The sequence below is a fragment of the Mycobacterium sp. SMC-16 genome, assembly GCF_046250085.1.
Classification (GTDB): domain Bacteria; phylum Actinomycetota; class Actinomycetes; order Mycobacteriales; family Mycobacteriaceae; genus Mycobacterium; species Mycobacterium phocaicum.
Genome location: NZ_CP176427.1, coordinates 625,275 through 637,711, shown reverse-complemented (window position 1 = coordinate 637,711; position 12,437 = coordinate 625,275). Strand labels below are relative to the sequence as shown.

At 62.9% G+C, this 12,437-nt stretch carries 11 protein-coding genes and 1 tRNA gene; 5 read left to right on the top strand and 7 right to left on the bottom strand.

What is annotated here, in order from left to right; all coding sequences use genetic code 11:
- Positions 1-164 precede the first annotated feature (164 nt).
- From ACJEIK_RS03045 to ACJEIK_RS03035, 3 genes are read left to right on the top strand one after another with little or no spacing between them, the layout of a single operon-like run.
- Positions 165-293: a hypothetical protein gene (locus tag ACJEIK_RS03045; RefSeq protein ID WP_268815721.1), complete on the top strand. Its 129-nt coding sequence runs from the start codon at positions 165-167 to the stop codon at positions 291-293.
- Between the two features lie 55 nt (positions 294-348).
- Positions 349-897, top strand: a complete 549-nt coding sequence (locus ACJEIK_RS03040) for a hypothetical protein (RefSeq protein ID WP_138247888.1) — start codon at positions 349-351, stop codon at positions 895-897.
- A complete protein-coding gene (locus tag ACJEIK_RS03035; protein WP_234880517.1) occupies positions 894-1,274 on the top strand; it encodes a hypothetical protein in 381 nt (126 codons plus the stop codon). Before ACJEIK_RS03040 ends, ACJEIK_RS03035 begins: the two co-directional genes overlap by 4 nt.
- 513 nt (positions 1,275-1,787) lie before the next feature.
- Here the strand turns inward: ACJEIK_RS03035 and ACJEIK_RS03030 are convergent.
- Positions 1,788-1,855 (bottom strand) — tRNA-Phe (locus ACJEIK_RS03030).
- Between the two features lie 197 nt (positions 1,856-2,052).
- On the opposite strand from ACJEIK_RS03030, the gene ACJEIK_RS03025 reads away from it, so the two are divergent.
- Positions 2,053-3,561, top strand: a complete 1,509-nt coding sequence (locus ACJEIK_RS03025) for a hypothetical protein (protein WP_409431030.1) — start codon at positions 2,053-2,055, stop codon at positions 3,559-3,561.
- Positions 3,562-3,594: 33 nt separating this feature from the next.
- On the opposite strand, the gene ACJEIK_RS03020 is transcribed toward ACJEIK_RS03025, so the two are convergent.
- Positions 3,595-4,662 (bottom strand): DNA cytosine methyltransferase, encoded by a 1,068-nt coding sequence (locus tag ACJEIK_RS03020; RefSeq protein ID WP_409431029.1) that lies wholly within the window; start codon positions 4,660-4,662, stop codon positions 3,595-3,597.
- A gap of 258 nt (positions 4,663-4,920) precedes the next feature.
- On the opposite strand from ACJEIK_RS03020, the gene ACJEIK_RS03015 reads away from it, so the two are divergent.
- Positions 4,921-6,033: a hypothetical protein gene (locus ACJEIK_RS03015; RefSeq protein WP_409431028.1), complete on the top strand. Its 1,113-nt coding sequence runs from the start codon at positions 4,921-4,923 to the stop codon at positions 6,031-6,033.
- Between the two features lie 64 nt (positions 6,034-6,097).
- On the opposite strand, the gene ACJEIK_RS03010 is transcribed toward ACJEIK_RS03015, so the two are convergent.
- The 5 genes from ACJEIK_RS03010 to ACJEIK_RS02990 form a co-directional block, all read right to left on the bottom strand.
- Positions 6,098-8,029 carry a DUF3732 domain-containing protein gene (locus ACJEIK_RS03010; RefSeq protein WP_409431027.1) on the bottom strand — a complete coding sequence of 644 codons (1,932 nt, stop codon included), beginning with the start codon at positions 8,027-8,029 and terminating at the stop codon, positions 6,098-6,100.
- Between the two features lie 85 nt (positions 8,030-8,114).
- Positions 8,115-8,594, bottom strand: coding sequence for a three component ABC system middle component (locus ACJEIK_RS03005; protein WP_409431026.1), 480 nt, complete (start codon positions 8,592-8,594; stop codon positions 8,115-8,117).
- A 91-nt stretch (positions 8,595-8,685) separates the two neighbouring features.
- Positions 8,686-9,753, bottom strand: coding sequence for an ABC-three component system protein (locus ACJEIK_RS03000; RefSeq protein WP_409431025.1), 1,068 nt, complete (start codon positions 9,751-9,753; stop codon positions 8,686-8,688).
- A gap of 382 nt (positions 9,754-10,135) precedes the next feature.
- Positions 10,136-10,279: a hypothetical protein gene (locus ACJEIK_RS02995; protein ID WP_409431024.1), complete on the bottom strand. Its 144-nt coding sequence runs from the start codon at positions 10,277-10,279 to the stop codon at positions 10,136-10,138.
- 20 nt (positions 10,280-10,299) lie between these two features.
- Positions 10,300-12,336, bottom strand: coding sequence for an AAA family ATPase (locus ACJEIK_RS02990; RefSeq protein ID WP_409431023.1), 2,037 nt, complete (start codon positions 12,334-12,336; stop codon positions 10,300-10,302).
- Positions 12,337-12,437: the final 101 nt, after the last annotated feature.

The following is a 12,437-nucleotide window of genomic DNA, read 5'->3' as shown; positions in this document are numbered from 1 at the left end:
ATGGCCAACATAGCCCGATGCCCGCGGTTAGAAGTACACCCGCGAGTTGGCGGAGTGAGTGCGCGTGTTCCGTCCCGCGATCACCGCAGCGGGAGACGCCCAAATGTCCGCGGGAACCATGCCGGTGATCGCCTTATCCTTGGTTTCGGGGGCAGGGGGATGCGATGGACTACTTGGCGGGACAGCTGGTTTTCTTGGCGATCGTCGCGGGGCTGATCGGCGGCGTGATCTGGGCAGTGGTCGTGATGCTCAAGCCACGCCCGCGGCTTGAAGACGAAGACGACGAACTATGACTCGCTGCTTCATGCCGGCGCCACAGATCGGCCCGAACGGCGCGCCGGTATTCGGATGAGCTGCGTTGAACTCCACGGTCGGCGCTTCGTTACGGCTCGGATCGCTCACGTCACCGGGGCTGTGTCGTGGTGGGTGTTCGTCGTCGCTCGTCTCATGACAGAGATGAATTCAGCGCCAATGAACTTCGGCCTGCCGCGGCGGTACGCCGACTACGACGAGTCGATATTCGGAGTCGGGTTGGGGCACAAAGACTTTGGCTGGACAGCGTACGAGCCGCTGACCGGCCATCCGCCCTCGTCGCTGAACGATGGGTTCTTCATCATGAACGTCCTCTCGACCGTCGCGGTCGTGGCGCTGGCCATCACCGCGATAGCCGCCGTGGTCGAAGCGATATCCGTCGCGAGATGGCCGACAGGCATTGCCACGATTCTCGCGCCGATCACCGGCGGGGCCATCATCCTCAGTGCGCTCTACCACGGCACCGGATTCGGCGGTGGTCTCAAGTTGAACTTGCTGATCGTGTTCGCGCTGGTGCTGGTCGGCATTGCGATTCGTGAATTGTGGAGCCGGGTGTGGGCGCCTCGCCCGACCCGGGCCGAATGACCTCATCTGGAGAGCCCGGGCGCGGAGCGCAGGACACGTTGCGCGGCGAGATCCTGGACGCCGCAGCGTACGACTGGGTGCCCATGATCGAGGTCGATCAGATCGTGACCCAACAGCAGCTCGCGGCGAACGACGGCGAACGGTTCGACTTGGTGACGAGTGTGGTGCGCGCGCTACTCGAAGAGGGTCTGGTCAGCGTGGGGGATCTGCCGGGCGACGGAGCCGAGACCCCGGACTGGGGTCTATCCGCTGACGCCAGCGCCGAGCGAATCCGGGGCATGTACGTCGATCGCCACGGTGAGCCTGAGGAGTGGCAGTACCGCATCTGGTTCGGGCTCGCTCTGGGTGGTGATGCGCGAGCCATGTCCGCCGGCTGACGGCGATGAAGGTACGCGGCGGCCACGACACCGGAGTTGGGATCGGTAGCGCCGCGGTGATGGTCCGCTTCGTCCCGTAAGACGTACACGTGCGGAAGGACGCGATCATGTGGTGGACGATTCCGGTGGTGGTCATCGCGTTCGACGCGGCGATCATTTTGTTCTTCGCAGCCGTCAAGCGACGGGGGCTTCAGCGCCTTGGAACTACCCGCGGCGGAAGCTTCGGGCCTGGCGCCGACGCCGGAGCTGCCGGCTGGGCGGTCGGTGCCGACTTCTCCGGCTGCGGCGACGGAGGCCACGGGGCGCACTCAGGCTGCGGTGGTGGGCACAGCGGCTGCGGGGGTGGCGGTTGCGGCGGTGGGGGCGGCTGTGGCGGGGGCTGCTGACGATCACGCTTGCTCGGGTCGATCACGACGGGCAAGAAGAAGGGCGCGTTGGGTGTGTCAGATTCGAGTCCGCGCGGCAGCACCCTAGAAACGAGAAAAACCACCCGTCAGCAGGTGGTTCTTGAAGTGGCCAGGGCCGGGATCGAACCGGCGACCTTCCGCTTTTCAGGCGGTTGAGGTTACGCCACTGAAGCTTCCGTACTGGTCACACCGGACATTGCCGGTGTGACCAGACCAGCTATACCGGCCCACTCTGGGTATTCGGCCCACTAGAGGCCCACTCCCGGGCTGTTCCGTTTCACTGATCCAACTCCTGAACGGGAAAAGCCCCCAGCACCGCTCTCGTTTCGCAGGCGGATGGTGTCGGAGGCTCCCAGGACGGAGCACGGCACATGCCCACGTCGGCATCCAGCGTGCCTTACCCGAGTACCGATAGCAATGCGAACGAGCGGACGCCAGAGCGCGGAGGCGGAGAGGGGTGGGCCGAGCACGGCGCGCCAGCGCCGCGCGCAGGCCAGCGCAGCGTCAGCCGATCGCCGGAGCGCGGCGGCGGGAGCGAGAGCCCAGCGGTAGCAGCAAGCGCGTTCGGGACCCGCGCGCACGGGCTTGTTATATGTGCCAAAAATGTCCGCGAGTCGGTCGGCGACGAAATCGCGACCGGCGAGCTGCGAGCGATCGACGCGTTAGGGCTGCGCTTCCCGAGCCCCGAAATGGTCACCGCGGCAGCGGCATTGTTCGAACCCGCAGCACCATGGGCACGTGGTCGCAGCCGACGAGGTACCGAACCTGAATCCGGACGGTTCCGCATCACGGTCGGTCCCGGTGTCGTCCGGCTCGGTTGGACCAATCCCGTTCGAGCCGAGAGAGCCGCCGAACGGAGCGTGGGACGGCATGCGGCCGAAGTCGATGAATACGAGGTCCGGGTCAAAGACACCTACGAACGAGCGCGTCAGCTCGAGCCCGAAGCTGTAATTGCACTGGCGCAACGTGATTCGTTGCCACCATCCGAACCTGGCCACGGCGCGACGATCAGCGAGTGGTCACGCAAGTCACGCTCAATGATGTGCCGCACCTTCGCCGAACTCGACTACAGCCCAATGGTCGAGTCCGGCCACATCCCGGCCATGGTGACGTTGACTTATCCCGGCGACTGGGAGGTCACCGCACCGGACGGAGCAAGCGTGAAGCGACATATGGTGTTGTGGCGCAAACGCTTTCAACGGGAGTACGGAGAGCCGGCTCGCTACATCTGGAAGCTTGAGTTCCAACGGCGCGGTGCTCCGCACATTCACCTCTGGATGGCACCACCGATGTCACCGGGCCGCTCGGGGCTCAGTTTTGCTCAGTGGTTGTCCGCCGTGTGGGCTGAGATTGTCGACCATCCCGACCCTGTACAGAAAGCCCGCCACCGGTCGGCCGGCATCGCCATCGACGTTCTCAGCGGTTTGAAAGCCTGCGATCCGAAGCGGTTGGCAATCTACTTCACCAAGCACTCATCACCAAACATGAACGGAGATAAGGAGTATCAACACATCGTTCCCGAACCGTGGCGACAACCGGGGCGCGGCCCCGGACGGTTCTGGGGCGTGTACGGACTCAAAAAGGCCATCGCAGTGGTCGAGGTCGCCCAAGTCGCGTACCTGACTGCTCGTCGGATCGTGCGGCGATGGTCACGCAGTCAGGCCGCGTACGGAGATTCAGACAACCGGTTCCCCACCTCCGTGATCCCACGCACGGTTGTCCGCATGGTCCCGCGTGTCGACGAAGAGACTGGGGTGGTGACACACCGGAAGGTGCGACGACGACGAACGTTCTGCAATCAGGGTGGCTTGGGTGGCGGTTATGTACTGGTGAACAGCGGACCAGGCTTCGCAGCCCAGCTCGCACGTGCCATTGTTTGATGCACTGCTTATCTTCCCGCTGGGTGCGAAGGCTCACCTGACGACACACTTTTTAACGGATGCTACAACGTGCTGGGATAGAAGTGGAGGCACAGAATTACCCAGCTGGGCCTGGACACTTGCCCTTGTCCCGACCAATTCAAAACTGTCAGGAAAGGTAAAGAGCCGCTTCACCTCAGCCACACGCAACCGGCGATTTTCCCAGTGGAACGGCCCGACGTTGGGACCTGGCCGCGCCTGAATCGTCGGCGAGGGCTTGTTGGGGTCCAGCTTGAGCAGAAAGGACCAGTATCGACTGCGCCAGGCGAACTGAGGGTCTCGGTGCCCACGCTCTTCCGTGTAGTGGAGGTAGTTCCCTCCCGGAGGAATCTCAGCAAGCAGGTGCCCGTACTGCCCGCGGTGCACCTCCTCCCGCTCAGGGTCGCTGACTAATCCTTGGAGCGCCTCCCCGGCAGTGACATGCGGACGATCGGCACGGCCTGTATGACGGCGTTCCCATCTCCCCCCATGAGTGGGGTCTGGATGCGTCGGTGTTGGGTTACCCTTCGGCGCTCCAACTATGAAGAGCCGCGGACGGGCTTGCGGAACGCCGAAGTCTGCGGCGTTCAAGACTTCGAGATTGCAGTCATAGCCAGCCTCGTCGATTTCGCGCAGCAGCCTGGTGAGGGCAGGGCGGCTGGCCGTGTTGTTGTACGTCAGCGCGTACACGTTTTCCAGCACGAACGCCCGGGGACGTGCCTCTCTTAGCACTCGCGTATATGCCTGAAGCAGGGAAGCGTCTGGGTCAAGCCCAGCTCGCTTCCATTCCAACCAGAACCCGCTCTTCGAGAACGGCGTGCACGGCGGCCCGCCGAGCAACAAGTCGGGACGTTGTCCCTTTCGCAGGCCGGCGGCTTTCAAGATGTCGCTTGTCGGTGTATCGAGGATGTCGTTCTGGATGACTGGCGATGCAAGCGAATCGAAGTTCTTCTCCATCGTGAGCGCCGCGTCTTTGTCACGTTCAACGGCGGCGCGCACCTTAAATCCAGCCTGTTCGGCTCCGAGGTCGAGTCCGCCTGCACCCGAGAAAAGGGAGATCGCGACGTCATTCGTGCCTGCCATGCGCTCAGCTTCCCACGAGCCACCCACAAGTCGGCGTATTGCCTGGTCATGTCTCGTTCCTGACGCGTTTTGACGTCGTTCTCACGCCTCCGGGTCCATTGCGCATCAGGCCAGTAAGGTCGACTCAATCTGCCGAGAACACGCGCAATCGGGACGAGCCGAGCTTGCGCAGTCAAGCTGAGGGGACAGCGATTGGAACACGCGTCGGTTGCAGGCCGCGCCTTCGGTGAGGTCTACCGTGTTCAGGGTCGTGCGGACTTGCACGCATTCCTCGTCGACGCGATTCGCAAAAGCGGCGGTCGCGTTCTGTACGCGAGCGACCCGAATCGTGCACCCGTCTACCTTGGTGTGCAGATGGATTCCGATGAGCGGATCGGCATGCTCATCTATCCATTTCGGATCACCCGGAACACCATTAGAAACCGACCGGCGGACGAAGTTCGCGGCCAGCTTCGCTATGGGTCGGAGGAGACGTGGCTGCGCGACCATCCAGTCGGTCGCGATGTCGCTGGGGTAGATGTGACAATGATTCTCGGGATAGACCTTGCTGATGGCGTGTTTCTAGGGCTTGACGCGAACCTGTGGGATCCGTTGCCGATGGGCATCTCCTTCTACGCCAAGGAGGCCGCGGTCAGGCAGGCTCAGAAATCTGGATGGCATGTTTGGGAGAAGGTTAACCGGCCCGGCAACAAGAGGGCCGAAGCTCGTTCCCCGACGAATCTGGAGACCGTCGTCGCATTTGCCCCCGATCGTCTCGTCGATTACGCCCGATTGGAACGCCGAGCGGCCTCTCTCCGACTCGATCCGCCCCTGCGCTACTCGGCAGCCCTCGCGCTTGCCGACAAGACGCCCGGCGACGAACCCCTGCGCCGACATGTCCTGGAAGACCAGTTTGCTCTTACAAGTGAGCAGATCCTCGACATCATCGGCGGCCGCAATCGACTTTCGGTCGCAGTACGCGGTGGAGTGGCTGAGTACCACTTAGAGCGGCTACTTCTAGAAGCACCCAGCATCTCCGACGTCGAGCGCTTGGATGTCGACGCGATGCACGACTTCAATGTCACGTTGGCCGATGGTCGACGCCTACGGGTTGAGTGCAAGAACGCGAGCCCAAAGACAACGGCCGCAGGCGAATTCAGGGTCGAGGTGCAGAAAACGCGCGCGTCTAAGGGCGACCCCGCTTCACGGTTCTACCCGGCTGACGGATTCGATGTCGTTGCCGCGTGCTTGTTTTCACCGACTGGCGAGTGGAAGTTTCGATACGGGGCTACCTCACGGATGGCTCGGCACAAGGACTTCCCTGACCGACTCGCGCCGATCCAGCCAATCACTTCCGATTGGACGGATGCCATCGCCGATCTCAGCTGGTAAAGAGTCGAACCACAATCACCCGAGGTCAAGCAGGTGCCGCTCGGCGTCGTCATTCGTACCGACGTCACAGCTCGGTGTCCTGTATCCACTCCGCCGGCACCAAAGCCTCGCCCCCGCGCCAGATGTGCTCGACCGAATCCTGGAACCAATCCTCGTCAACGAGATTCGCATGGTCGCTGACGATGATCTGCATCCTGGGGGCCAACTCTTCCGCAACGTCCCTCATCGCCCTGAACATTGCCAGCACGGCTTCGCGGTCCGCGTCGTTGACCGTTCCTGCGTTCTTCTCGACGTCCGACGGGTAGAACGCCTGGGTCGGCTGATCGATCATCAAGAATCGCGGCACCGGCCGATTGTTCTCGGTGAAGTACTTGTGCAGCGCAAGGTGGGTTGCAAGGTGGTATCCGACCCAGTTTGCTCCGCTTCCGATTCGTACAAGCGGTAGCGGTCCAGTGTTGGTATCTGTCACGACCGTGAGGTTCGCAAGGTCGAGTCTTACACCTTCCTCCACGTGCTCCAGCGCCAGCCGCTCGGCCAGTTCAGTCATCGTCCTGCCGACAATGTTGAGGCGCGAAGTGAGCTGTTCGCGGTCAGCTTCGGGGTCGAGTTCCGCCTGGAGTTGGTCAACCCGTTCCGCGGCCCCTTCAACACTCCTCCGCAGCCGATCCAGCGATTCACCGGTGCTGGAAGTCACCACGCCCAACAACGCCTCGATACGACCGCGCGTGTAGTTTCTGGTCGCGATTGCGTTGCGTTGCGCACGCATCGCTTCGTCAGCCGAGTTGAGTGCCTCGACCGCGCCCCCCACCGCTATCAGTTCCTGACGTAGTCGGTTCGCCTCGGCTTCAAGCTCGGTGAGGACCCGGCGGCGGGATTCTGGGGCAGCATCAAGAAGGTCCAGCTCTCTGCGGAGGGCCTGCAGACGTTCAGTGAGGGCCGACGACGTCGGGTCAGGGTGAACCAGCTCGCTGGAACACAGCGGGCAAACTCCCGCCGACTGATCCGTGTCACCGCCCGTGCGGTCTTGCTGCGGTAGCAATTCAAGACTCGTCAAGCGTCCGGCGTGCAGTTCAACCGCCGTCTCGAAGTCGCGTTCGGATTCGGCCCGCTCAAGCAGCAGCGCTCTGCTGTCCATCACTGTTTCTAGATCATCGCGGATCTCACCACGTCGGCGTAGCAGGTCTCGCCGGCGGTCTTGGAGCGCGACATCGTCGACGTCCGCGCCTGCCGCTTGGGCCGCGGTCTCGGGCTCGGTCCGCGCTGCGTGGAGCGCCTCGCGTAAGGCGGCAACGATGTGTGCACCCTCCATGAGTTCATTCTCCGTGGTGAGGCCCGCCGCGTACGCCTCGGCCAGGAGTCCACGCAGGGTAGCGTCAGCTGTCTCAGCCTCTTGCTCGGCAGCCAACAGTCGCTGCTCTGCACGTCGATGGGCACGGATCGCGTCACGAAGTGCAGCCTTCAACGCCGCGGCGTCGGCGGGTAGCGCCCCAAGGAAGTAGGGGATGGTGTCTTTGAGGTGCTGCGCGATGGGGTGCTCGCCTTGTCGATGAAACAGCAGGCTCTGGCTCGCGATCTCTCCCTGATCTTGGAAGCACAGCAGCGCGGCGTGCCCAAGACCAGCCTCGAATGGCGTCTGACTGACGCCCGGTCCACGAGACTCGATCACGTTTTCCAAGATCCCGATCCGGCGACCGAGTTCTCGGCGGAGACCATCGGCATCTGTGTTCTCAATGAGATCGGCGAAATCGAAAAAGTCGAGTTCGCGCCCTCCAAATGCCAGCATGGCTCGGCTCACCGACGCCTGCCCTTTCGGGGGAGCTGGTCGGCCCGCGAACGCGCGGGGCCCGTGCGGGTCGTCAGTGATCTGCCACAGCGATCCGTACCACGCAACATGGTCGGTGATTGGACCGGCGGGCACCAGGAACTTCGCTCGCCCGAGGCAGAACTCGGTGATGGTCAGAAGCGCACTCTTTCCGGTCTTCGACTCTCCCGTCACGATGTTCAACCGGCCTGGGCGGAATCGAACGTCTCGACGACGTCCGTCATGTGCGTAGAGCGCCAATCCGAGTAACTGCATGGCTCTAGACCGTGACGCCGAGAAGAGCGAACGCAGTCGCCGGCGAATCAAGCTTCGTGAACCACCTACCGACGAATCCGGCCTTCTTCACGACATCGGCAACGTCCCCGATTCGTGCCGGGCGCTTCGAACCCATGTGGCCGGTGATCGTTGCGCCATCGAACACGATGGCACCTTCTCGGACTCCGAAGCGCAGGCCTTCCCTAGTCGGCTCGGCGAGGGACTTAGCGCGGGCACCGAACCCTGCGGCAAGCACCGCGTGGTCTGAGACCCACTTGGTGAGATGAGAGTTGGTGCTCCGAGGAAGCGATAGACGGGTGTCTCGGTGCAAGACAAGCGGGGTGAGCAGAAATGACAGCTCGAAGGGCATCTGCAAGGCGACGTTGCGCTCGTACTGGTCCGCTGCGGATGCGACCACCGTCGCCACAAGTGCGGGGTTCAGCAAATCTGCCACCGCGGGGTTTCGCCTGCTCCACTGCTCCATAACTGACGATCCTGTCATGCGGAGTCGCCGCTCCCGCCAAGTTGATGGACCCGAACGCGTGTCGGCCGGCGGATCCTCCTATCGACTCTGACTAGCTGGTCTTGAGGAGCACCTCTTCAAGATGTTCTTCAAAGTTCGGATACCAGCCGATTGTCCGGTTGTCAGCGAGCGCGTGTCTCCGGCCGCGAGCATGAAACTGTTCTTGAAAGCGCACCCGGATAGTGAGCGCAGACTCGTTGCATAGCGAGTGCAACAGTGCACGTCCGGCGGCTCGTTTATCGTCCTCGCTGGCGTCACCGGGGAGCTGATCGCACATGTGGTCATAAGCACGCTCCCACTCGTCTACGAGGCGCTCGGTGAACCGGTCCAGCTCTTCGAGGTCGACCAGGTGCCGGTCCAACCACCGCGTTTCCTGAAGGTAGGCACGTTGGTAGTCGATGATCGCCTTCTCGATCGGCCGAGGGCTCACCTGCAGCAACTTCAGCTGCTTGACGTACGTCCGGTCATGATGCGACGACGGGTCAGTTTGTAGTTCGTCGACTTCGACCAGCATGGGGAGGTTTTCCCTCGAGTAGCCGTCGCGAATGCGTTCGAGTGCCGATTGCGCCTCCGCGACAGTTACGGGTCCACGCTGTCCCTGAAGCAACCTCAGGGACGTGCGGCTCCACCACCCCCACACCTGGTCCATGAACGTGTCAAAGTGCTCGCTGGGCGCTAACCACCTCAGCGTGAGGGCGACCTCTTCGTCAACGCCATCCAAATCCGGCGACTGATCAATTACGAATACTCGTTCAATGAACGCCGCACGGTCAGCGGCGCCCAGCGACAGGAACTGTTTACGCGAGGTCTCGGTTTCCTTCGACGTCGACGTGCGGGCTGTCTCTTCCAACTTGGTCAGTGCCATCTTGGGGTCTCTGTTGACCGTACGAAGGTATGAGGCGGCCGAGTCCACACCCACGCTGCTGGTCGTGATCAAGCTCAACACCGGACCGTAGGGATCGCCCGGCGAGGCGTCGTCCATCCACACTCGTAGCGTGCGCCACAGATCGGTCGACGCGTCGGTGAGGTTCGGAGAAGCAGACCCGATATGCAGCTTCAGCTGCTTGAGGTCCGTTGGCGTTCCCGCTTCCTCCCAGGCGACGTCGTCGTACATCTCCATCGTCAGGCTGCGAGTGGGATCGTCCGACCTCGACCGGAGGAGTTCAAGAAGGCCCCAGCGAGTTTGGTGGAGGTACCCCAGTGCAGACGCGGAGGCTGAATGATTGGGTCCGACAGAAGATGGATTCATACAAGTCCCCTCAGCCCTAGGCCGGCTAGCCGTTCGCGAACAAGCGCTTGCGCAGGGGGAACCCCGGCGGTGGGGTGGCTGGCTCGACGGCCCGACTCCGGACACTACTCGCGTCACAGACGCCGTCCACCTGCAACTGACAAGATGGCCAACCGGTCGACATGGCCACCTTCCCAGGACCATGTGCGCCGATGGGGCGCGTCCGACTGGCCCGAAACGCTGCTCGATCAGACGATCCAGCACTCGGCTACCTCTACTTGATGAACAGCGGCCGGTGGAGCTGCTCACCGTCCGGGTGGTCAAACCGCTCCCAGCCGAGCGATGCCCAGAATCCGTGCGCCTCCTCGTAGTACGCGAACAGCCGACGATTCGGGTGCCGCTCTCGCAGTGCCGACACCACTCGGGGTCACAGCCGCATTAGGACGTGACCTCGACGAGCTTGTTCAGCTCGACCGCGACGTTCGCGAAAGCGTCGAGGGTCTCACTCGGAACCTTCGACCGGTCCGCCATGATGCCGTCCGCGAGGATCCGGGCAACCTTCCACTTCTCGAAGCCACCGTGCCCCTTGCGCTCGAACAGAGCTTCAACCCGGTCGACGATGTTCGGGATCCCCTTCTCGTCGGCGTTGAAGCGAAGGTCCTTTCCGGGGTACGCCTCCTTCACCGCGGCCATGAAGTAGTCGTCAGGGAACAGGTCCTCGATCTCGCCGGTGGCGTTGCCGTCGGGAGTGAAGTCCCCGACGAACAGGACGCGGTTGTCGTAGCCGAGCACGCGCTCGACCTTGCTGCCCTCCTTGCGGCCCGGCTCGTCGCCGTCGAGTAGAGCCGCGGCCCGTACCTCGTGGCCGACGAGCATGCTAGCGAGCGGCAGCACCCGCCCCGCACCACCGCCGGGAGTGATGATGATCCCGTCGCGAAGCCCCGTGCGTCCGGTGGCGGGCAGTGCGGCGTCGAGGGCTTTGACGATCCACATGTCGGTGATCCCCTCGACCAGTACCTGGTAACGAGAGATGAAGAGCGACTGCGCCAACTGGTACCCGAGCGCGGCCTGCAGCGGGAAGAGCGCGTCCTTGTCCTTCGGCCAGACGTCTTCGGAAATCTTGGTGGACCCGGTTTCACGGTCCTCCCACACCGGCCGGATCTCTTCGAGGTGGTCGCCGTCGATCATGAACGGCGAGTGCGTCGTGTAGATCACCTGGTTGTCGTCGGAGATGGTGCGCAGGAACTCGATGATCTTGGCCTGCGCGGTGCCGTGCAGAGAGTTCCCCGGCTCGTCGAGGAGCAGGATGCTGTTGCGGTGGGTGTCAACCGCCTCGACGAGGAAGATCAGAAAGAAGGAGAAGAAGTACTGCATCCCCTGGCTCCGCTGGTCGAGTTCGATCTCGCTGGGGTCGAGATCGTCGGAGACCCAGACCCGGAAGAAGTTGCCGTCGAGGTCGTAGCGGAAGGTGTGGCGTCGCTGGAGCCACCACTTGGAGAACTTGTCCGTCATCGCCTGGCCGGCGGAGGACGTGAGAATGGCTCGCTCGTCGACTCGACGCCTCATGTCCTCCTGAGAGATCTGCGTGTCGTCACCGTTGAGCTCATGCAGTTGTTGGGGGTCCAGGTTCACGTGGCGGAACAGTGCGCGCGTAGTCCGCACGCGCGGGGCGTGCGGGTTCTCTCGGAGCTGAGTCATGAACGTCGGGATGTGGACCGCGCTGTCGAGCACGTCGTAGCGGTCGAAGTAGATGAACTGAGGCATGTTCTCGACGGCCCAGTTGCGGGCGTTCCCGAGTGCCGCGCGGCTGCGTGCTTCGTCCCGCAGCGGTCGGAAGGCGTCGAGCAGACTGGCGAGAGCTGTCCTGTGCCACTCCTCGGTGACCTTCGCCGAGACAGCGGAGTAGAACGCTTCGACCGATTCCGCCGTTGCTCGTTTCAGTGGCGAAGGCAGCGCATTGGCGAGCGCAGTTAGTTGCTCGGTGAGTTCCGACTTGAGTGGCCCGAACTCCTCGCCGTGTCCGTCCGGAGCGACGGACTCAGCGAACGTGTCCAGCGCAGCGGTGACTGTCTTCTTGACTGCGCTCGCACTCATCCGTTCGGAACCAGGGTGCGGGTCGAACCCCACCGTGAACGTGTTGCCGTAGTTCTTGGTGATCACGACCGTCTTCGCGTCGGCTATCAGTGGCGAGATCTCAGCCAACTCGGCGCGCTCGTCGTCCGTCAGCGAGAACCGGGCACTGGCGACCTCAGCGGGGTCGTCCGGGTCGAATTCGTCGGTGTAGCGCCGGCGGGGAAACTCGCGGAGGCCGTCATACTTTTCACCATCGGAGGGGTTGAGCTTGGACAGGCCCCGCAGGATCGCGGATTTGCCTGCTTCGTTCTTCCCGACGAGGACCGTGAGGTCGCCACAGGAGACCCAGTCGGTGTCCTCGACCCGCTTGTAGTTCTGGACTCGGAATGCTTCGAGCTTCACGGCGCTCCCCTGCGGTCTTGACGGTGCTGCTTCGGATCGTAGGTGGAGGTGCCGACAGTCTCGACGAGGTTGGGGTACGACGGTCAAGCTGCCCTCCGTCT

What these genes read in the sequence shown, in the direction of transcription:
- ACJEIK_RS03045 (WP_268815721.1), top strand. Translation starts at nt 165, where the DNA reads ATGGACTACTTGGCGGGACAGCTGGTTTTCTTGGCGATCGTCGCGGGG.
- ACJEIK_RS03040 (WP_138247888.1), top strand. Translation starts at nt 349, where the DNA reads ATGAGCTGCGTTGAACTCCACGGTCGGCGCTTCGTTACGGCTCGGATC.
- ACJEIK_RS03035 (WP_234880517.1), top strand. Translation starts at nt 894, where the DNA reads ATGACCTCATCTGGAGAGCCCGGGCGCGGAGCGCAGGACACGTTGCGC.
- ACJEIK_RS03025 (WP_409431030.1), top strand. Translation starts at nt 2,053, where the DNA reads ATGCCCACGTCGGCATCCAGCGTGCCTTACCCGAGTACCGATAGCAAT.
- ACJEIK_RS03020 (WP_409431029.1), bottom strand. Translation starts at nt 4,662, where the DNA reads ATGGCAGGCACGAATGACGTCGCGATCTCCCTTTTCTCGGGTGCAGGC.
- ACJEIK_RS03005 (WP_409431026.1), bottom strand. Translation starts at nt 8,594, where the DNA reads ATGGAGCAGTGGAGCAGGCGAAACCCCGCGGTGGCAGATTTGCTGAAC.
- ACJEIK_RS03000 (WP_409431025.1), bottom strand. Translation starts at nt 9,753, where the DNA reads ATGGAGATGTACGACGACGTCGCCTGGGAGGAAGCGGGAACGCCAACG.